Annotated in this window: 16 protein-coding genes and 1 pseudogene; 4 read left to right on the top strand and 13 right to left on the bottom strand. The window is 61.1% G+C overall.

Translation table 11 applies throughout. From position 1 onward, the window contains the following. Positions 1–728, bottom strand: a pseudogene (locus AC4HIX_RS10425) (hypothetical protein); the annotation flags it as partial. 574 nt (positions 729–1,302) lie between these two features. Here AC4HIX_RS10425 and AC4HIX_RS10430 point away from each other — a divergent pair. From AC4HIX_RS10430 to AC4HIX_RS10445, 4 genes are all read left to right on the top strand, one after another. After that, positions 1,303–2,316, top strand: a complete 1,014-nt coding sequence (locus AC4HIX_RS10430; RefSeq protein ID WP_490398931.1) for a ligase-associated DNA damage response exonuclease — start codon at positions 1,303–1,305, stop codon at positions 2,314–2,316. Continuing rightward, positions 2,316–3,872 carry a cisplatin damage response ATP-dependent DNA ligase gene (locus tag AC4HIX_RS10435; protein ID WP_490398932.1) on the top strand — a complete coding sequence of 519 codons (1,557 nt, stop codon included), beginning with the start codon at positions 2,316–2,318 and terminating at the stop codon, positions 3,870–3,872. The genes AC4HIX_RS10430 and AC4HIX_RS10435 overlap by 1 nt, the downstream gene beginning before the upstream one ends. A gap of 483 nt (positions 3,873–4,355) precedes the next feature. After that, complete coding sequence (locus tag AC4HIX_RS10440; RefSeq protein ID WP_490398933.1) at positions 4,356–5,132, top strand: type 2 periplasmic-binding domain-containing protein; 777 nt, start codon at positions 4,356–4,358, stop codon at positions 5,130–5,132. Between the two features lie 175 nt (positions 5,133–5,307). Beyond that, on the top strand, positions 5,308–7,068 hold the full coding sequence (locus tag AC4HIX_RS10445) for a methyl-accepting chemotaxis protein (RefSeq protein WP_490398934.1): 1,761 nt from the start codon (positions 5,308–5,310) through the stop codon (positions 7,066–7,068). 329 nt (positions 7,069–7,397) lie between these two features. On the opposite strand, the gene AC4HIX_RS10450 is transcribed toward AC4HIX_RS10445, so the two are convergent. From AC4HIX_RS10450 to AC4HIX_RS10505, 12 genes are all read right to left on the bottom strand, one after another. Next, the gene (locus AC4HIX_RS10450; RefSeq protein ID WP_475046368.1) at positions 7,398–8,201 is read right to left on the bottom strand and encodes an IclR family transcriptional regulator; all 804 of its coding nucleotides are present in this window, start codon (positions 8,199–8,201) and stop codon (positions 7,398–7,400) included. A 67-nt stretch (positions 8,202–8,268) separates the two neighbouring features. Further along, entirely contained in the window at positions 8,269–9,609 is a 1,341-nt protein-coding gene (locus AC4HIX_RS10455) for a TRAP transporter large permease (RefSeq protein ID WP_490398935.1), read from the bottom strand. A gap of 41 nt (positions 9,610–9,650) precedes the next feature. Then, the gene (locus AC4HIX_RS10460) at positions 9,651–10,148 is read right to left on the bottom strand and encodes a TRAP transporter small permease (protein ID WP_490398936.1); all 498 of its coding nucleotides are present in this window, start codon (positions 10,146–10,148) and stop codon (positions 9,651–9,653) included. A gap of 55 nt (positions 10,149–10,203) precedes the next feature. Then, positions 10,204–11,274 (bottom strand): C4-dicarboxylate TRAP transporter substrate-binding protein, encoded by a 1,071-nt coding sequence (locus tag AC4HIX_RS10465; RefSeq protein ID WP_490398937.1) that lies wholly within the window; start codon positions 11,272–11,274, stop codon positions 10,204–10,206. Positions 11,275–11,450: 176 nt separating this feature from the next. Next, entirely contained in the window at positions 11,451–12,971 is a 1,521-nt protein-coding gene (locus tag AC4HIX_RS10470; RefSeq protein WP_490398938.1) for a class I adenylate-forming enzyme family protein, read from the bottom strand. A 23-nt stretch (positions 12,972–12,994) separates the two neighbouring features. After that, positions 12,995–13,999 (bottom strand): NAD(P)H-dependent flavin oxidoreductase, encoded by a 1,005-nt coding sequence (locus AC4HIX_RS10475; protein WP_475046378.1) that lies wholly within the window; start codon positions 13,997–13,999, stop codon positions 12,995–12,997. Between the two features lie 10 nt (positions 14,000–14,009). Then, complete coding sequence (locus AC4HIX_RS10480; RefSeq protein WP_490398939.1) at positions 14,010–14,789, bottom strand: oxepin-CoA hydrolase, alternative type; 780 nt, start codon at positions 14,787–14,789, stop codon at positions 14,010–14,012. Next, the gene (locus AC4HIX_RS10485; RefSeq protein ID WP_475046382.1) at positions 14,786–15,211 is read right to left on the bottom strand and encodes a PaaI family thioesterase; all 426 of its coding nucleotides are present in this window, start codon (positions 15,209–15,211) and stop codon (positions 14,786–14,788) included. Before AC4HIX_RS10485 ends, AC4HIX_RS10480 begins: the two co-directional genes overlap by 4 nt. 3 nt (positions 15,212–15,214) lie before the next feature. Continuing rightward, on the bottom strand, positions 15,215–16,333 hold the full coding sequence (locus AC4HIX_RS10490) for an acyl-CoA dehydrogenase family protein (protein ID WP_490398940.1): 1,119 nt from the start codon (positions 16,331–16,333) through the stop codon (positions 15,215–15,217). 14 nt (positions 16,334–16,347) lie between these two features. After that, on the bottom strand, positions 16,348–17,544 hold the full coding sequence (locus tag AC4HIX_RS10495) for an acyl-CoA dehydrogenase family protein (RefSeq protein ID WP_490398941.1): 1,197 nt from the start codon (positions 17,542–17,544) through the stop codon (positions 16,348–16,350). Between the two features lie 13 nt (positions 17,545–17,557). Beyond that, positions 17,558–18,736 carry an acetyl-CoA C-acyltransferase gene (locus AC4HIX_RS10500; RefSeq protein ID WP_490398942.1) on the bottom strand — a complete coding sequence of 393 codons (1,179 nt, stop codon included), beginning with the start codon at positions 18,734–18,736 and terminating at the stop codon, positions 17,558–17,560. A gap of 11 nt (positions 18,737–18,747) precedes the next feature. Next, entirely contained in the window at positions 18,748–20,841 is a 2,094-nt protein-coding gene (locus AC4HIX_RS10505) for a 3-hydroxyacyl-CoA dehydrogenase NAD-binding domain-containing protein (protein ID WP_490398981.1), read from the bottom strand. Positions 20,842–20,959: the final 118 nt, after the last annotated feature.

A 20,959-nucleotide genomic window follows, 5' to 3' on the forward strand; every position in this document is an offset into this window, starting at 1 on the left:
GGCTCGTCTACGGGGTCCGGATCGTCCTCCGGCTCGGGGTCGGTGCCCGGGCCTGTTTCGGGCTCGTCTTCCGGGTTCGGGTCGTCTTCCGGCGCCGGGTCCGTACCCGGGTCTGTTTCGGGTACGTCTTCGGGATCCAGGCCGTCCTCCGGCTTCGGGTCTTCCCCAGGCCCTTCTTCGGGTGCGGAAGTTTCCTTTGGTTTCGGATGCGTTCCCACGTCACTTACGGGAGTGTCTGCAAGTGCAGGATTGTCATTTGGTTCTGAAACCAGCCCTGCACTGGGAGCGGGATCACCTGCTTGCACAGGTTTGGAGGGCGTCATCTGCGCAGGCTCTGCCCCGCCGTTGGCCGCATCCTTTGATTGCGGGATTTCGGAACTCGTCACGGAGGAGCTGCCGTCTGATGGGGGAGCGGCAGTTTCCCGAGTGGAGAAGTCCGTATCTGCGGGCGGCTCCGCAGAGTGTTCCGGAAGGGCCTCCTGGGGTGGCCCGGATGCAGACCGGAGCATCTGCCAGCCTGAACTTGCCAGGTCCTGAAAGTACATTCCAAGTGCCGACAATTTGAGAGAAAAAGCCGAAGCTGCCGCTCCATCTCCTGTTGGAAAAGGCGCGTCGGTGGCAATGCTCTCCTGCTGGTTTTCGTTTGATGTTTGAAGCTCTTCCCGAGCCTGAATGCGGTCCGGTCTTGCGCCTGAGCCAGCTGTCTCGACTTGTTTCGAATCCGCCACTGCAAATGTCTCCCGGTTGAACTCCCCATTACGTAACCGTGAAACGTTAAGAAAAGTGAGAGCCCACCGGTTGTTTGATAAATGTCTTTGTCACGCGCTGTGCGAGTTCGAGACCGGCGTTTTGAAAGGCAGTGACAAGGCCCTTCTGGCTGTGTCTTCACTCGCCGCCGAGCAAGTTTGGAATGTGATTGCAGGCGAAGCCATGGTCGCTTGTTTACACGTCAGGCGCGCCGTCGGCCTGGTGCTGCCGTATCGGCCTCACCAGCCGTGTTTTGGTGCGTGTGAGCCGGATTTGGTTTTCCATTCTTGGGCGGCGGGCTGACCCAGGCGATACTGCCGGTACGGATACCTGTCATGAAGGCCGCAGGGTAAATCCATGCTGAGGATACAATGCGGCACGGCCTTCGCTGGAGCCGCGCGGCAAAGCCGTTCAGGTCCAAAAAATCTCAATGACAGCCGTCTAGCTGACAGTAATCAGCCAACGGAATCTCCTTGGTGCTTCCCTTGCATAAAGCCCTGTTCACCTTAAGTCTCTTCCGATGCACCCGGGGATTTCGCAATTGAGTAGCGTAAATTGACAGCTTCACGCCCTCCAGAGAAGTTGCTGCACCCCCGTCCGGAGGGGCTTTACTGCCCGGCAGGGGATTTCTTCATTGATCCTGTGCGGCCCGTGCCGCGCGCAATGATCACCCACGGCCATGCCGACCATGCGCGTGCAGGCCACGGCACTGTCTGGGCAAGCCCGCAAACGCTGGAGATCATGGCGATCCGCTATGGCGAGGCGTTTTGCGATACCCGGATTCCGGTAGAAGACAGAATAGAAACGGACCGGATCCGCGTGACCTTTACGCCAGCCGGGCACGTTCTTGGCTCCTGCCAGATTACTGTCGACGATGGCAGCTCAGCCATCACCGTCTCTGGAGACTATGCGCGGGCTGACAACCCGGCTTGTGCGCCGTTCCAGCTGGCACCTTGTGATATCTTCGTGACCGAGGCGACCTTTGGCCTGCCGGTGTTCAATCATCCCGAGCCCCTTTCGGAGATCGAAAAACTGCTGCGGTCCGTCGCTTCTCAGCCTGACCGCTGTCATCTCATCGGCGCCTACGCCTTGGGCAAGGCGCAGCGGGTCATTGCGCTCCTGAGGCAGGCAGGCTGGGAGCACCCGATTTACATCCACGGCGCATTGCAGCGGTTGTGCGACTACCACATCCAGCAGGGCGTTGACTTGGGTGACCTTCGACCTGCGACAACGGATGAGGGCAAGGCGGCTTTCAAGGGGCAGATCATCCTTGGCCCGCCCTCGGCGTTCGCCGCAACCTGGGCGCAGCGTTTTCCCGATCCGGTTATCTGTTTTGCAAGCGGCTGGATGCAAGTGCGCGCCCGGGCCCGCCAGCGCGGAGTCGAGCTGCCGCTGATCCTCAGCGATCACGCGGACTGGCAGGACCTGACCAGGACGATCCTGGAATTGGCGCCGCAACAGGTCTGGGTAACGCATGGCAGGGAAGATGCGCTGGTGCGCTGGTGTGAACTGAACCAGATCGCCGCCCGACCGCTTAGGCTGGTCGGCTATGAAGAGGAAGCGGACTGATGCAGTCTTTCGCCACCCTTCTGGAGCAGCTTGCCTTTACGCCGTCGCGAAACGGCAAGATTGCTCATCTGGTGTCCGCTTTCCGCACGATGCCGGATCCGGAACGCGGCTACGCGCTGGCAGCAATTACCGGAGACCTTGCGCTGCGCAATGTTACGCCATCGCTTTTGCGGGGGCTGGTGGCAGAGGAAACCGATGCCGAGCTGTTCCGCCTGTCGTATGATTTCGTCGGTGATCTGGCAGAGACCGTTGCTCTGATCTGGCCACATTCCGGTACGTTGGCCGAGACGCCACTGGCCGATGCGGTGGAGGAGCTGGCCGCGGCTGCGAAGGCAGAACTGCCTGCCTTGATTGCCCGCCGTTTGACGCACATGACGCCGTCGCAGCGCTATGCCTACTTGAAGCTTGCCACAGGAGGTTTGCGGGTTGGTGTGTCAGCGCAGCTTGCCAGGAGCGCGCTGGCGCAATTTGGCGGTGTGGAAGTCACTGAGATCGAAGAGCTTTGGCACGGGCTAACCCCGCCCTACCTGCCACTGTTTGCCTGGCTCGAAGGCGGTGAGAAGCCGGTCAGCCTGGCGGCTGCCCCTTTTCGGCCGGTGATGCTCTCGACTGCCGCCAGTCTGGAGGATCTGGCAGAGTTCGAGCCAGCTGATTTCACGGCGGAATGGAAATGGGACGGCATTCGCGTTCAGGCGGTGAATGATGGCGGCACGAGGCGTCTCTATTCGCGGACGGGAGAGGACATTTCCCGATCCTTCCCCGATGTCGTCAGCGCCCTGAATTTCGATGGCACGCTGGATGGCGAGTTGCTGGTGAAACGGGGCGAAGAAGTTGCCCCCTTTGGCGACCTGCAAAAACGTCTCGGCCGCAAGAAACCTGGCAAAGCCATATTGGCGAGCCACCCTGCAGCGCTGCGCCTTTATGATCTGCTGTTTCTGAATGGCGAAGACTGGCGCGGGCGGCCGCTGGTTCAGCGCCGGACCGGTCTGCGTGAGATCGTGGCTGACCTCAGTGATCCGCGTATCGACCTTTCACCTCCCCTTGTCTTTGCCCGCTGGGAAGATCTGGCGGAGCTGCGCGCGAACCCGCCCGAAAGTGTGGTCGAGGGTGTCATGATCAAGCGCCTGAGCAGTGCCTATATTGCCGGGCGTAAACGCGGGCACTGGTTCAAATGGAAGCGCGACCCGATGCTGGTGGACGCCGTAATGCTTTACGCGCAGCGCGGACACGGCAAACGGTCAGGCTATTATTCGGATTTTACGTTTGGTGTGTGGCAGGGTGATCAGCTGGTGCCCGTTGGCAAGGCATATTTTGGCTTTACCGATGCGGAACTGAAGGAGCTGGACCGCTTCGTGCGCGGCAACACCATCGACCGGTTCGGGCCAGTGCGCGCGGTTAAGCCTGAGCTGGTGCTTGAAGTGGCCTTCGAAGGTTTGAGCGAGTCCACACGCCATAAAAGCGGTTTGGCAATGCGGTTCCCGCGTATCAACCGGATCAGGACCGACAAGCCGGCTTCAGAAGCGGGCACGGTGGAGGAGCTGAGACAGCTCCTGTAAGGCTGTGATCTGGGTTGAATTGGCGGCGTTCTCCGAGCAGTGCCGCCTGGTTATGCCGAGGCAGCTGCGCCGATCCGCGGACACCGAATGTGGCTGCACTCGTCCTTGGGCTCCCCAGCAAGCGGAAGACATGAACAAATCCGCCTTTGGCGAACCTGCTCAAAACACTTGCGCGGGCGGGGCTGTCTTCCTTGCAGGAAATGTGTGCCTGTGGAGTTCGGGATCTCTTAGAGCAAAAGCGAGCCGACCTGCCTGAACTGTCGTCAACGACAGTTACTGCTTCCGCTGTAAGGCGGCCCATTCGCCGCGGCCTGCCTTAGGCTCTGATAGGCTGCAACCCCGCAAGATTGCGGATGTGCTGAGCGTTTATATGCTTTGCAAACTATGCCGGGACGTAAAATTGCGCAAAAGCACCGCAATAAGCAACCATTAAGATTCGCTATCTACCCTGCTTGCATCAATACTCGCAGGAGCAGACTACCAATGAAGACCCCTTTTGCCGCGCTTCTCTGCGCGGCTGCAGCACTCATGTCAACTCACGCAAGCGCCGCCGAGGTGGAAGTCCTCGTCGGCGATCTGCCGCCAATGGTCAACAAAGATGGCTCTGGCCGGGAGGCGGAGATCATCTCAACCACGCTGGAACGGTGCGGCCATACCGCCAAGTTCACCATCCAGCCGTTCACCCGCCACTGGCAGTCGTTCGAGTCAGGAAAAGGCGACGCGGTCGCAACCGTGCCTGTCGGCATGCCTACCGCCGGCACGCAGACCGAACCTTATGTTTCTTATCAGAACGGGATCTCTTTCCTTAAGTCTTCGGGTGCTCAGGTGGGCACGCTGGGAGACCTCAACGGCATGAAGATTGTTGCCTTTGAAGGCGCCGCCAGCATTATTCCGGGTCTTTCGGACGCGACCGGCGGCTTCAAATCCTATCGCGAGATGGCCGATCAGGAAACGCAGAGCAAGCTGCTGTATGGCAAGCGCGTGGATGGCATCCTCGGTGACGGCATGCTGTTTGCCGAGTTCGCTCGCCAACTGCAAGGAGTGGGCAGCGCGTCGGGGGTGGATGCCAGCCAGCCGATTGAATTCCGGGCAATCTTTGAACCGACGCCCTACGGCATGAGTTTCCGCGATCCCGCCATCGCTGAGGAGTTCGACCGTTGCTTTGCCGAGCTCGAAGAAGAAGGCAAAATCGCTGAGATCAATACCCGTTGGACCGACAAGTACCGCGATGCTCTGTCGGACAACTACATGTCTTATTGATCCCGGATTCAAACACACATCACCAAGAGGCAGAGGCGAAACTGGTTTTGTACAGCTCGCAAACGCGGGTTGTGCAAATGCAGGTATTCACTGCCTGTTTATGCGTTCGGCACCGGGCTTGGTCTGGTGCCGAAGGCCGCACGGAATTGTGCTCTTCAATTAAGCGGAGTGTCGAATGAGACGCCTGAAGAAACAGATTTTTGCGATGTCGATCAAGAAGCGGCTGCTGTTGCCGATCATCGCATGCATCGTCCTTTCAAACGCAGCCTACACAGCGTTCTGGGCGTCGAAACACTCCAGCGCGCTGCTTGAAGCCTTTGATCGTGAAGTGAACTTGGCGCAGACCTTCATGGCGCCGCCGGTAGCGGCTGCGGTTTGGGATTTCAACAGCGATGCTGCGCTGGGAGCGGTTCAGGGCGTGACCGAAATGCAGGACGCACTGTTCGCCCAGGTCCTGGTGGACGGCGACCCGTTTGCCGAGATTTTTGTGGATGAAAGCCGCCGGGAAGACTGGACTGCCGCGGTGCCTGAACTGCTGGCCGCGACCGACGGCACGACGAGCCTGCAGGCAGGCGCGCTTGCCTACATCACCTTTCCCGTGCTGCATCCCGAAGGAGGGCAAGTTGCGCAAATGGTGCTGGGGTTCAACAACGGCCGGGTGCAGGCGACGATCCAGCAGCTCTATCTGCAGTCGGCTGTCATCAGCCTTGCGGTCTGCCTGATTGTCGGCCTTGTTGTGTTCTTCTCAGCCGCCTCGGTCACCAAGCCGCTGCATCGGATCATCAGTAGAATTACCGCTTTGAGAGAGGGCGATACTGTAAGCCCGGTGCCAGAGGAAGGCCGCAGCGACGAACTCGGGCACCTGGCCGGCGCTGTTGGCCAATTTATCGAAGCGATGCGGGCAAACGCAGAGCTTGAAGAGCAGTCGCACCGCGCCGCGGAGGAGCAGGCGGGCGTCGTGCGGGAGCTGGCTGCCGGTTTGAACAATTTGGCCAAGGGATTGCTGTCGCACCGCATCACCCAGGAGATGAGCGGCGAATACACAACTCTTCGCGCAGACTTTAACCAGACGGCTGAATCGCTGGACGGGCTGATCGGACGTGTGTTGCACACCATCACCGAAATCGAAGAGCAAACCAATCGCATGGCCCAAGGGTCCGACGACCTGTCGCGCCGCACGGAAACTCAGGCGGCGACCTTGGAGCAAACAGCCGCAGCGCTGGACCAGATCACCACCAATGTGCGCGACGCTACTGAGCAGACAAGCTCTGTGGAGCACACGGTATCGGACACGCGCGCGGAAGCCTTGCGTTGCGGCGAGATTGTGCAGCGGGCGGTTGAAGCGATGCGGGAGATCGACGATTCAGCGGCCAAGATCTCCGAAATCAACGGTGTGATCGAAGGTATTTCATTCCAGACGAACCTGTTGGCGCTCAATGCCGGAGTCGAGGCAGCCCGCGCAGGCGAAGCGGGCCGGGGTTTTGCTGTTGTCGCCTCGGAAGTCCGCGCCCTGGCTCTAGCCTCATCCAATTCGGCGAACGAAATCAAAGACCTGATCGACGCCAGTTCGGACAAGGTGAAAGTGGGTGTAGGACTGGTCGATGAGGCAGGCCAGGCAATCACCCTGATCATCGAGAAAATTCAGAGAGTATCAGAACTGGCGGTTCAAATCGCGGTATCTTCCCGTGACCAGGCCGCGACCATAAGCGAAATCAATTCGGGCGTGACTGAGCTGGATCGCGTCACCCAGGAAAATGCCAGCATGGTTGAAAGATCCAGCGAGCAAGGGCAGATGCTGAAGCAGGCTGCCGCCGAACTTGCGGAGCTTGCGGCAAGCTTCAAACCCTCTCAGGAGACTGCCATCTCGGCGGTGCAGAGCAGTGCAGCCGGAGCGTGGGGCAGTCAGGGTCAGAATGAGACGCGCCTGGCAAGTTGAACTTGGCAGCAACAACCGGGAATGGCGGGGCGTTTTAGCCCCGCGTGGTGGTGAGCTTCCGCCAGAAATCCGAACGCCGGCAGAAGTTCTGATCTGCAGTTTTCCGGTCTTTGCCGAAACGCCCTCTTCTGCCGCCTGATGGGCGGCAGTCCATCTTGAATCGCGGTGATCAGAGCACGGGGCTGCGGCAAGGCTGCTTTGAGGCTAAGGCAGGCAGTTGCGGCAGAGCGCGCAAAGGCCGGAAACTACAGGAGAGGCCTTTGTTGAGCGGTGGCGTCGGGTCCGCATTGCGACGGAGGCTGAAACGCAGGGGTAGTGGCTAAGGGGCCTTATTCATTCATCACCAGCGCGGATTGCTGGCCTGTCATCCTGCGGACCTCAGAGACAGCATCTGCAAGCGCCGGGCCAACCTCGTCAGAGATACGCTGATCAGAGAGCAGCTGTGAGGTTGAGCTTGCCAGAAAAGCGACCGGTTCTCCTAAGTCAGACGGGCGGTATGGCACGGCAGCGGCGTTTATGGTCTCGGAAAACCGGTTTCCGCCCCGCACTTGGGTGTAACCGTCAGCCAGGATCTCGCCGTACGCGGCAGTTCTGATAGCCGCGAATTCCGCCTGCAATTCTTCGGGCTCATCCCCGTGGCTTTCCAGAAAACGGGCGAACTCCTCGTCGCTGAGCGCCCCCAGATATGCTTTGCCGCTGGAAGACGTATGCAGCGGCATCCGGTAGCCGACGTCCAGCCAGATTGCCGAAGAGTTCACCGGCCGCCAGGCCCTTGTCAGCAGCATCCGCCGATCGTCTCTGATGCTGATTGCTGTCAGAGTACCGGTTGCATCTGCCAGCCGCTGCATGACTGGCGAAGCAATCTCGACAAAGGCAAATGAAGCTGCTGCGATGTTGCCAAGCGCAAGCGCCGCCGGGCCGAGGCGGTATTTGTCGTGCCGCCGCCCGTGGGTCAAATAGCCAAGCGCGCACAAGGTGAAGGTCAGCCTGGAAACCGTCGGCCGCGGAATGCCGGTGCGCTCTGAGATTTCGAGGTTGCCCAGGCCGTCATCCGTCGGGCGGAATGCCCGCAGAATTGTAAGGCCCCGCGCCAGTGTGTTTGCAAATCTCTTGTCCGATGAATCGGCTGGCATGGTGTTTCCTGTATCTATGCGGGCGTCCGGCCCATGCGGGGCCTTCACTGTTCGCTGATCCTCAATACTACTGAACCGCATTTGACAGCACCAGAGAGATTGACGGGAAAGCCACCAGCAGAAGCAGCACAACCACATCGATGCTGAGGAACCGCCATATGCCGGAAAAAACCATTCCGACAGGAGCGTCCTTACCGACGACGTTAGACAGGACAAAGACGTTCAGCCCCACCGGCGGAGTGATAAGACCAATTTCGAGCAACTTCACTACAACCACACCGAACCAGATCAAGTTCAGCCCATAGGACTCCACCAGTGGCACCACCAGCGGCAAGGTCAGAACCATGATCCCGATCGGATCCAGAAACATGCCCAGCACCAGATAGACCACGCAGATTGCAAACAGCAGCGTCGCGGTCGAGAATTCAGCCTGCGAAACCCACTCCACCAACGCGGGAGCCATGCCCGTCAGGGCGATGGCCGCAACAAAGATCTTGGCTCCCGCGGCAACAAAAAAGATGGCGCTGGTTTGCACACAGGTTTCCCGGACTGCCTGCCAGATGCCTGCCAGATCCAGCTGCCGCTGCGCCAGGCCGATCAAGACAGTCAGCACGACGCAAACGGCCGCCGCTGCCGTGGCGGTGAAGTAGCCGCCGTAGATGCCGACCACGATGACGGCAAAGATCAGCGCCGCAGGCCAGGCCCTGCGGAATGCCGCCATTTTGTCGGCAAAGCTGGCGGCTTCGCCGCGGGCAGGCACCGCCGCCGGGTCTGCCTTGATCCACATGGCAATGACCAGAACAAAGCCCGCCAGCGTCAGAAGCCCCGGCAGAATGCCGGCAATGAACAGCTTGTTCACCGAAGTCTCGGTAAAGATCGCATAGATGATGAACAGGATACTCGGGGGGATCAGAGAGCCGAGTGTACCCCCGGCAGCGACGCTGGCGGTCGCCAGCCTTGGATCGTAACCAAGGCGCAGCATTTCCGGAGTGCAGATTTTTCCCATGGTCGACGCGCAGGCCAGGCTGGACCCGGTAATGGCGGAAAAACCGCCGCAACCCATGACAGAGGCCACCGCAATGCCGCCGCGCAGGCGAAGCAGCCAAACCTTGGCCGCATCATAGACCGCAGTCGTGATCCCGGCACGATAGGCGATGTTGCCTAGCGCAATGAACAGCGGGATCATCGACAGATCAAAGGAGTGCAGCAAATCGAACGAGTTGCTGAAGACCAGGGACGAGGTAGCCCGGAATGCACGTTCTGGCATGAAGGTGCCGGTGCGGAACGCAAATATCGTAAAGGCCGCCAATGTCGCCACGCCGATAAGGGCAAAGGCAATCGGCACGCGAATGGCCAGAAGCACAAGCATTACGGCAAAGGCCACAAGGCCGATCAGAGCGGGATCCACGGGCAGTCTCCTCGGCAGATCTTTTGAATGTCAGATGAGTGTCAGGTTTTGTGCGGTGCGATCGCACCGCCGCGCATCAGGGTCAGCGCATCGTCCACAGCCATCACCGCAAGGCGAAGCCATCCCAGGGCAATGCCCAGGACAAAAGCGAGCCGTCCCGGCCATTGCGGCAGGTTCAGATCACCGTAAAACACGCTGCCGGTTTGCCACTGATGCAGAAACTCCCTGCCGCCGGAATAGAGGATCGGGGATAGCGCCAGCAGACCGAAGAGGGTGCCGAATACCGTCAGCCACCCCGACACCCGCGGCGGCAGCAGATTGGTCAGGAACTCCACCGCGATATGCGCCCGGTGCGCGGTTGCGGCAGCCAGAGGCATCACAATCGCCAGAACCATCAGTTCACGCACGATGACAATGGTGTCCGGCACCGAACTGCTGAAGAGGTTCAGCGCCACAACATCGGCAAAGATCAGCAGTGCCAGCATAATTATGGCCGCAGCCGAGACATCAACAAAAACCCGTTCCAGCCTGCGAAGCATCCTGTCCTCCCCCTGTATTGCCAGGCGGCGCTTAGGCCGCCTGGTGCCGCAGCGATCAGTTACTGCGTGTCCACGGATACCCCTTGGCCTCAAACTCTGCGGTGTATTCAGCCACTGCTGCAGTGTAGGTTGCCATCAGCCGGTCCGCATCCAAGCCGACGCTGCGGGCATTTTCCATCCAGTCCGCAATGAAAGGTTCAGCCGCAGCATTCAGCGTTGCTTTGTCTGCTTCGCTGAGCTCGATGACCTCGATCTTGCGGGTGGTCTCACCTGCGGTCATCGCTTCCATCGCCTTGTTGTTGGCGCCGGTCACAATTTTGGCGAACTGGTCGGCCAGTTCTTCCCCCGCCTGCATCAGCACTTTTTGCTGACCAGTTTCCAGGCTGTCAAAAACCTGCTTGTTCATGAACATGCCGTAACCGCCGATCTGTCCCCAGTTCAGGACAGTGTAGCTGTCGATAACCTCGTCCCATTTCAGCGAAGGAATGATGTAGTCGTAGCCCTGGCTGCAGTCGATCAACCCGGTGTCCAGACCCTGGTAGGCCTCATAGACCGACAGGTTCACGCGGGTCGCGCCCATTTCACCAAAGACCTTGCCGTACACGCCGGCGCCGCGGACCTTCTTGCCTTTGATGTCTTCAACCGAGCGGATCGGCTCTCCGGCGCAAGCCACGTTCACGGCCGAGGCGGTGAAGGTGCCGATGTAGACCAGGTTCTGGCGGGCAAGATGCTCGGTGATCTGCGGTTCTGAGCGCATCAGGCGGTCAGCTGCGCGCATGGCAACCCAGGCATTTGGTCCTCCGATCGGGAAGTCGGCCAGCGAGTATGCCGCCATCTCCTTCTGGAAATAGGCGGCGATAATGGAACCGGCATCCGCCACCCCGTCGCCGATCCCCTGCACAGCCGCGCTTGCCTTGAACAGCGCGCCGCCCCATTGGACGTCCAAGCGCAGATCACCGCCGGAAAGGTCGCTGATCCGGCTGTTGTACCACTTCAGCGCGGCCGGAACCGTGCCCCTGTCCGGGCCGCTGTGGCCGTAATAAATTACGGTTTCCGCAGATACCGCCGTTGCGCCAAGGCTGGCCGCGACAGTAAGCCCTCCCAGAAAATTCTTGATCAATCCCATGACTTGCATCTCCTCCTACAAAGCCGCCAGGTTTATTTTACTATGTGGAATTTTAAAGATCTGTCCAGAACTTTATTTCACATAATGGAATTTAATGATGGCGTTTGGCCATAACCCGCCGCAGGCCGGGCAACCTGCCTGTGCCCTGCATGTTTCTGAGTTAACCGCGCCGAAGATTAGACGTTTTCAGCCAGTTCGCTGGCAAAGGTTTCGATCAGTTTCGCTTTCAGGATTTTGCCGGTCGGCGCCGCGGGCAGAGCCGCCGCCACTATGATGCGCGACGGACGTTTATAGGGGGCCAGGCGATCATTGAGAAAGCACCTTAGCTCCGTCTCTGTCACACTGCTGCCGGTGGCGGCGCTGACAAAGGCCAGCACTTCCTCGTTCCCTTCGACAGAACGGCCCACGACGCTTGCCACCACCACATCCGGATACTCGGTCAGGGCCGCTTCGATTTCGACCGGGTAGACATTGAAACCGGACCTGATGATCAGCTCCTTGGTGCGCCCGGCAATATGCAGCTTGCCTTCGCCGTCAAACCGGCCCAGATCGCCGGTTCGGAAAAACCCGTCCTCTGTCATAGCCGCTGCTGTTTGCTCTTTATCGCGGAAATAGCCCTTCATGACTTGCGGGCCGCCTACCAGGATCTCGCCGATCCCTTCCTCCGGCGTGGCGCCCGGCGCCGCCAAATCGAGCTTGAGAGTGCAATCGCCCATCGGCAGCCCGACGCTTATGTCCGGATCGCCAATGCTATTGCGGGTCGCGCAAACACCCGCTGTGCCCTCGGTAAGCCCATAGCCGTTTTGCAGCGGCAGGCCGTAAAACGCCTCAGCCTCACGCTTCCATGCGGGATCCAAAGGTGCACCGCCCGAAGACACAAAACGAAGTTTGGCGGCGTCATAGCGCGGCTTGCCGTGCGAGCGGGCGTAGTTGAATAAATGGGCATGCATCTGCGGCACGGCGGGCAGCAGGGTCACGTCCTCTTGCAGAGCATTGTAGAGGCGCTCCGCCGAGAATTGCGCCTCCATCCGCATTGCTGATCGCGCCAGAGTGACGGACAGCATTGTGACCAGTCCGAAAATATGGCTGAGCGGCAAGGCCAGATAGGTCACATCCGATAGCTGAATACCCCGAACCTCGGCCGACGCAGCGGCCCCTGCGATCAGGTTGGCATGTGTCAGCATGGCCGCCTTGGGCGTGCCTGTTGTGCCAGACGTGTAGAGCAGAAGAGCAACTTGTTCGCGTCCGTCCTCCGATACCGGCTCCGGCGTGGCGCCTGTCCTTGGCATCAGCGCCGCGGCTCCAAAACCGCCATGGATATCCTGGGCGCCGTAGTGATCAGCATGGGCACGGGCCGCCGCGGAGGAGGCAGCTGTAAAGACCACCGCGCTGGGGTCGGAATGCGAAAAGATCCGGTCCAGCTCAGCTGTGGTCAGCCGCGCATTGATGGCAACAGCAGATGCGTCCAGCATGCTTGCGCCAAAGAAGAACGCGATCACCTCCACGCAGTTTTCAAACACCAGAACCACCCGGTCGCCTGGCCTGACACCTGCGGTCAACAATTGCTCCGCTGCGGCCGAAGCCGCTTGCGAGATTTCCAGCCAGGTCAGCCGCCGGCCATCCTGATCCCGCAGCGCCAAGGCGTCGGGGCGTGTTTCAGCGGCTGTTTGCAGCAGCCCGTGTACGCGGTTGTGCATGTCTTTGTTCCTCCCTTGCACTGTCACGCCGCCAGGCCCAGCCGCCCGAATGCTGCCAGCGCCTCGGCCTCAAGGCGGGCGGTGATTTCGGCAAAGGGCTCCACTTTGTCTACAAACCCCAGCGCATGGCCCGCCGACAGGAGTCCTTGCGACACGTCACCGGTGGCATAAGCCTGGCGCCCGATCTTGCCGGACACATGTTTTAGCAGTTCCTGGATTCCGATTTCGGGGTTGTCGCGTTCGAGCCGGGCAACCGTTTCTGTTGTTTGGTTGCGCAGGCTGCGCACGGTATTGCGCACCGAGTGCATAGTGAGCTGCGTGTCTAGCTCGCTGGCGTTCACCATTGCCTGCTTGTAATCCGGATGCGCGGTCAGCTCGCTGGCAACCAGAAACCTGGTGCCCATCACCACACCTGCCGCACCCATTACCAGTGCTGCCGCGATCTGCTTGCCGTGACCAATGCCGCCGCCGATCAGCCACGGGATGGTTAGCCGGTCCTCTGCCAGCCCGGCATTGACCATGCTTCCAACCATGTCCATGCCGGGATGGCCGCCGCATTCGGCGCCGACAATCGACACCATGTCAACGCCCACCTGTTCAGCCTTCACCGCATAGCGCAGGCTGGGAACCTTGTGCAGCACAGTGATCCCGGCATCCTTGAGGATCGGCATAAACGCCTCGGGGCTGCGGCCTGAGGTTTCGACAAACTGCACGCCTTCATCCGCGATCAGGCGGAACACCTCTTCGGTCTTCTCCCCCGGCACCAGCTTGGGGATCATCGAGACGTTGACCCCGAAGGGCTTGCCGCCACACATCTCCCGGCAGCGGCGGATCTCCGCGCGCAGATTATTCATCTCGGGGAAACTTGCGGCAGTGATGAACGAGACGATCCCGGCCCGTGCCGCGGCGGACACGTATTCAGCATTGGCAAGCCATTGCAGGCCGCCCGCCACAACCGGCAGGCGCGTGCCGTAGGTCCGGGTCACGGGCGTATCGAAAACCGCCGGCAGTGCAGATGTGTGGATCATTTCGGTCTCCTTAGCGGAATACAGGGGATGTCTTGGCGAGAAAGGCGCCGATGCCCGCCTGGGCCTCGGATCCGCCGAGAGCCTTGGCCATAGCATCGCGTTCATGCGCAAGCTGCTCTTCGAAGCTGGCGGTTTCTGCCTGATTGAGCAGCGCCTTGATGTCGGCGATTGCCGTCTCGGGTCCCTTGGCAACTGCGGCCGCCAGTGCTTCCGCCTTTGCGACTGCGGTGCCTGGCGGGGCTAGTTCGGTTATTGCACCCAGCTGGTGCATCCGCTCGGCGCTAAGCGGCTCGGCCAGTATCGCCATCCGCGCCACAGTTGCCCGCGGCAGCGCCTGCGTCAGTGCATAGGTAGCACCGCCATCCGGCACCAGTCCTGCCTTGACATAGGCCAGCGTGAACTTGGCCCCCTCCTCCGCGACGATCATATCCGCCGCCATCGCCAGCGACAGCCCGGCCCCGGCCGCTCCGCCTTCCACCGCTGCGATGACCGGCTTGGGACAGGTGCGGACCGCGCGGATCAGGGCGTTCAGTTTGCCGATCTGCACCCGGCGCTCTTCAAAGGGCATCTCGCGGCGTTCCTTCAGCATGTTCAAATTGCCGCCGGAGCAGAAGAAGCCGCCTTCGCCCGCCAGGATCACCGCGGCAATGCCCGGATCGGACGCCGCCCGCGCCAGCCCTTCCTGCAGACCCTGATAATACTCATAGGACAGCGCATTGCGCATCGCCGTGTTGCAGTTCCAGATGATCAGGGTCCCGCCGCGGACTTCATGCCTGAAAAGCGCGCTCATGCTGCCTCCTCTGGTTCCGTTCTGCGCACCCGCTTGAAGACGCCGGTGGAGGCCGCAATCAGTCGGCCTGCCCCGTCCCGCAAATCGCAGGCGACAAATTTGGTTGTTTTGCCGCCACCGGTAATCCGGCCGGACGCACGCACCGTCCCTTGACGGGCCGCCGCCAGATAGTTGACGTTCAGCGACAAAGTGACAAAGGGCGTTTGCCCCTGGGGGTCGCAGGATAAACTGGCGGTGATCCCGCTCGCAGTATCCAGCAGCGTTGCTGCCACCCCGCCGTGCAAGCTGCCCTGGCGGTTCAAGTGCAGGCTGGAAATCTGAAGCACGCAATGGGCCTCAACCGCCTCTGGGTCGATTTCGATGTCATACCCCATAGCCTCAAAAAGCGGGATAAGGGGCCTGTCGGGGCGCAGCAGCGGCATGTGCTAACCCGCTTTCAACGCAATGAAGCGTTCCAGATGATAATCCGTGTCGCCGAACAGATGGTCGATCATCGTCAGGCGGCGGGCAAAGTGGGACAGCGCGTATTCATCGGTCATGCCGATGCCGCCGTGCATCTGGATGCATTCCTCAGCCACCAGCGCGCCCGTCCGGCCAATCAGGTTTTTGGCAGCACTTACGTGGATTTCGCGCAGGGCACGCGGCTGCTGCAGGTTGCCCGCCAGATTGATCACGGCCGAGCGTGCTTGCTCGATCTCGATCAGCATGTCCGCCATCCGGTGCTGCAGCGCCTGGAACTTGCCGATCGGCGTGCCAAACTGCTTGCGCTCCTTCAGATAGTCGGTGGTGAGCGCCTTGGCGGCATCCATTGCCCCGAGGGCTTCGGCGCAAATGGCGGTCAAGCCGCGGGCGACTGCAGCCTCCAGCGCGGCAAACCCCTCTCCGGCAGTGCCCAGGCGCGCCGTGGCGGTCAGCCGCACCCCATCCAGGGTGACCGTTGCAGCCGGGATGCCGTCAATATTCCTGTGTCCGCTGACCGTCACGCCGGGCGTATTCACGGGCACCAGAAACAGGGAAATGCCCGCCGTGTCTGCCGCATCCCCCGTCTCCCGGGCTGAAACCACCAGCGATTGCGCCTCCGCGCCGTGCAGCACATGGGTCTTGATGCCCTGCAGCACGATGGCATCGCCGTCCGTAACGGCCGAGGCCTCGACATGGTTCAAGTCATAGTGCGCGGCGGCCTCGCCATGCGCCAGAGCCGCGACATGCGTCCCGGCCATGATCTCATCAGCCAGCCCGCCGCCCAGCTCTGCTATCAAACCGCCGGCCAGCACCGCCGGCAGCACCGGTTCGATCACGCCGGCCCGCCCCAGCTCTTCAAAGACCACCATCAGATCGAAGCCTTGGCCGCCAAAACCGCCTTGCTCTTCGTTGAACAGCGCGCCCAGTATGCCAAGCTCCGCCAGCCCGGCATAAACCTCCGCATCAAAGGTGGTGCCTGCAGCAATCAGCGCCCGCCGGTTTTCATGCGAATACTTGTCCGCCAGGAACCGCTGCAGTGTGTCGCGGAGCATGGCCCGTTCTTCGGTCAGGTTGAAATCCATATCACATGCTCCCTCTACAGACCCAGAATGGCCTTGGTGATGATGGTGCGCTGCACCTCATTCGACCCGCCAAAGATCGACAGTTTGCGCATGTTGAAATAGTTGGGCGCAGAGGCCGCTGCGTATTCCGGTCCCATGGCATCGGCATTGTCGCCGCCGGTCAGAAAGTCAGGCTGGAACGGCAGCGCATCCGGCCCCATCGCCCGGCGCAAGAGCGATGTCAGCTCCTGCCGGATCACCGTGCCCTTCACCTTGAGCATCGAGCTTTCTGCGCCGGGCGCCTGGCCCTTGGCTGCCGCCGAGACCACCCGCAGATTGGTTGTCGCCATCGCCATCAGGTCGATCTCGGCTTGCGCCATGCGGGCTGCGAAATGTGGGTTCTCCGCCAGCGGCCGGCCGCCGGATTGGACCTTGGCGGCGACATGTTTCAAGGTTGCCAGCAGCGCGTTTGAAAAGCCCACTCCGGCGATATTGGTGCGCTCATGGGTGAGCAGGTATTTGGCGTAGGTCCAGCCCTTGTTCTCGTCTCCCACAAGGTTTTCCGCAGGAACGCGGACGTTATCAAAGAACACCTCGTTCACCTCCGGCTCGCCATCGATCAGCACGATGGGCCGCACGGTGACCCCGGGCGTGTCCATGTCGATCAGCAGAAACGAGATGCCTTCCTGTTTCTTGGCCTCCGGATCGGTCCGCACCAGGCAGAAGATCCAGTTCGCGTGCTGGCCCAGCGTCGTCCAGGTTTTCTGCCCGTTGACCACATAGTGGTCTCCGTCCCGCACCGCGCGGGTCTTCACCGCCGCCAGATCGGACCCTGCTCCCGGTTCGGAATAGCCCTGGCACCACCAGTCCTGTCCGTTCAGGATCCGCGGCAGGAATTTCTGCCGCTGCTCCTCGGAGCCGAAGGCCAGCAGCACAGGCGCCAGCATCGACAGGCCGAACGGCAGGCTGCGCGGGGCATGGGCCAGGCAGGCCTCCTCTTCGAAGATATGGCGTTGCACGGCATTCCATTCACAGCCGCCGTATGCGCGCGGCCAGTTCGGGGCGAGCCATCCGCGTTCGCTCAGCAGGTTGTGCCACAACTCACTGTCCGCTTTGCTCAGCCGTTTTCCCAGCCGGACCTTTTCGCTCAGTTCCCGCGGCAGCGAGGACTTCAACCAGTCCCGCACCTCGGCGCGGAACACCTGCTCCTCTTCGGTGAAGTTCAAATCCATCTTGCGCGTCCCTTCAGAAAATCTCGAACAGCCCGGCCGCGCCCATGCCGCCGCCAATGCACATGGTCACCACGCCCAGTTTGGCCCCGCGCCGGCGGCCTTCGAGCAGCAGATGCCCGGTCATCCGCGCGCCGGTCATGCCGAACGGGTGGCCGATCGAGATCGAACCGCCGTTGACGTTGCAGATCTCCGGGTCGATCCCCAGCCGGTCGCGGCAGTAGAGGGCCTGTGAGGCAAAGGCTTCGTTCAGCTCCCACAGGTCAATGTCGTTCACCGTCAGCCCGTACCGCTCCAGCAGGCGCGGCACCGCAAAGACGGGGCCAATGCCCATCTCGTCGGGCTCGCATCCGGCCACCGCGAAACCTTTGAAGGCCCCCAGGGGTTCAACCCCCTCGCGCTCGGCCAGACCGCTGTCCATCAGCACCAGCGCCGCCGCGCCGTCGCTCAGCTGCGAAGCATTGCCCGCGGTGACAAAATGCCCCTCGCCCTGCACCGGCGCGAGGCCGGCCAGCCCCTCCAGCGTGGTGTTGGGGCGGTTGCAGTCATCCATGCCAAAAGTCACTTCCTTGCGGGTGACTTCACCGGTTTCCTTGTCCTTAAAGGCCTGGGTCACCGTGATCGGCACGATCTCGTCATCGAGCCTGCCCGCCGCCTGCGCGGCAGCCGTGCGCTGCTGGCTGGCCAGGGCCAGTTCATCCTGCGCTTCGCGGCTGATGCCATAGCGCGCCGCCACGATATCGGCGGTCTGGATCATCGGCAGATACAGCTCCGGCTTGTTTTCCAGTATCCAATTCTCCCGGGCCTGCGGCGGGCGGGAAGGCGGCATCTGGCTGATGCTTTCCACCCCGGCCCCGATCGCGGCCGTCGCGCCCTCCATCACGATCGAGTGCGCTGCCATCGCCACTGCCTGCAGCCCGGAGGAGCAGAACCGGTTCACGGTCGCGGCGGAAACCGACACCGGCAGCCCTGCCCGTATTACCGATTGGCGGGCGATGTTGGCGCCGGTCCAGCCTTCGGGGTAGCCGCAGCCGACCAGCGCGTCCTCAATCAAGTCCGGCGCAATGCCCGCGCGCTGCACCGCATGGCTGATGGCATGGCCGGCCATTGTGGCACCATGGGTTTCATTGAACGCGCCACGGTAGGATTTGGCCAGACCAGTTCGCGCGGTGGAGACGATGACCGCCTGTTTCATTGGTTTCTCCTTCAGGTGTTCAGGCTGGCAAAGGTCCGGCCTTCAGCGGCCAGTTGCTCCAGCAGAGGCGCGGGCTGCCAAAGGAATGGGTCTTCCTCGTGGAAACGGCAGATATCCTTGAGAATTTTTTTCAACCCTACCGTGTCGGCATAATGCATCGGGCCACCGCGCCAGCGCGGGAATCCGTATCCGTTCAGCAAAGTCACATCCACATCCAGCGGCCGCAGTGCGATGCCGTCTCCGACCACCCGCGCGGCTTCGTTCACCATTGCCGCCATGTAGCGGCTTATGATCTCATCTTCGCCGATTGTGCGCGGCGTGATGCCTTTGGCGGCACGCTCTTCAGAAATGATTTCTTCAACCTCAGGATCAGGACGCGGGTCTTTGATGCTGTCATCGTAGATATAGAATCCGCGTCCGGTCTTGCGTCCGAACCGGCCCAGCTCGCACAGCCGGTCGGCAAATTCAGGATAGGTTTCGCGCGGATCCCTGGTTGGGGCCAGACGTTTGCGGTTGGCCCAGCCGATATCCAGCCCCGCCAGATCGCCCACGGCAAACGGCCCCATCGCCAGGCCAAAGCCAGTCAGTGCCTTGTCCACCGCATAGGGGCTGGCCCCGGCCAGTACCATGCCGTAGACCGCCTTGCTGTAATGCGACAGGATCCGGTTGCCGATAAAACCGTCGCAGACGCCCGCGCGCACCGCTACTTTCTTCAGACGCTTGGCCAGCGCGAAGCCCGTCGCCACTGCGTCCGGAGCGGTTTCCGCGCCCACCACCACTTCCAGCAACCGCATCACATGCGCAGGCGAAAAGAAATGCAGCCCGATTACATCCTGCGGGCGGCTGGTCATAGCGGCGATTGCGTTCAGATCCAGGTAAGAGGTGTTTGACGCCAGAATGGCCCCCGGCTTGCAGACTTGGTCAAGCCGGGTGAACACATCCTTCTTTACGTTCATGCTTTCAAAAACAGCTTCAATCACCAGATCCGCCGGTGCCAAATCCTCAAAGCTAGTGGTTGTGCTGAACGCGCCGGCAAGAATGGCATCGCGCTGCGTTTCGGTCAGTTTGCCGCGTTTCACCGCATTTTCCAGCATCTTTCTGACGCTGGCCGCGGCCTTAGACGCCGCCGCCTTATCGCGTTCGGCCAGCGTCACGTGCAGTCCGCCAAGCAGTGCGCTGACGGCAATCCCGGTCCCCATAGTACCGCCGCCTACAACACCTAAACGGCTGATTTCGCGCGGCTCAACACCTTCGATATCTGGCAGCTTTCCGACCTGGCGCTCCGCAAAGAAGCCGTGGATCAAGGCCTTGCTCTGATCGGACGCCATCAGCTCCTGAAACAGCGCGCGCTCTTTCTTCAGTCCTTCGCTGAGCGGCAACGACATTGCCGCCTCCACAGCACCCAAACAAGCCAATGGTGCAATTGCCCCGCGTGCCGATCTGGCAGTTTCAGACCGGATTTGCTCCAAAACCGCAGGCTCCAGCTGATTGCACGGCAGGCTGCCAACCGGGCGCGGCCCCTTGCCTGCCGCGATCAGCTCACGGGCGAAGGCGACCCCTTCAGCGGGGGCGTCGCTGCCGCCCGCAATCCGGTCGATCAGACCCCAGGACAGCGCGGTATCCGCATCAACCGGTTTGCCGCCAGTGATCAGCCGGGCCGCCTCTGCAGCCGGGACCAAACGCGGCAGTCGCTGAGTGCCGCCTGCACCGGGGAGCAGCCCCAGCGACACTTCCGGCAGGCCAAACCGGGTGCCCTTCAGCGCGATCCTGTAGTGGGCGCCCAAGGCCACCTCCAACCCGCCGCCAAGCGCATTTCCCTGCATTGCGGCGATTACCGGTACGGTCGACGCTTCGATTTCATTGATTAGATCCGGCAGAACCGGCGCTTGGGACGGCTTGCCGAACTCCCGGATATCCGCACCGGAAAAGAAGCTGCGGCCCGCGCAACAGATGACTACCGCCTTTGTCTGAACGCTGTTCAGCGCTGTCCGCAAACAGTCCTGCATGCCTGCGCGCACCGCGTGGGAAAGAGCATTAACCGGCGGATTATCCACCTTCACAACAGCGATGCCGTCATCCATCGCCAGATTGACCAGGCTTTCCATTTTCCCTCGCACGTTGTTCTCAGAAGCTCTTGCTTATCGATTGGTACGCAATCAGGTTTGAAATTTCAATATGTAAAATAACATTCCTATTAGCGGAATTTGCTAAGGCCTGCCAGGA

Source organism: Leisingera sp., assembly GCF_982940295.1.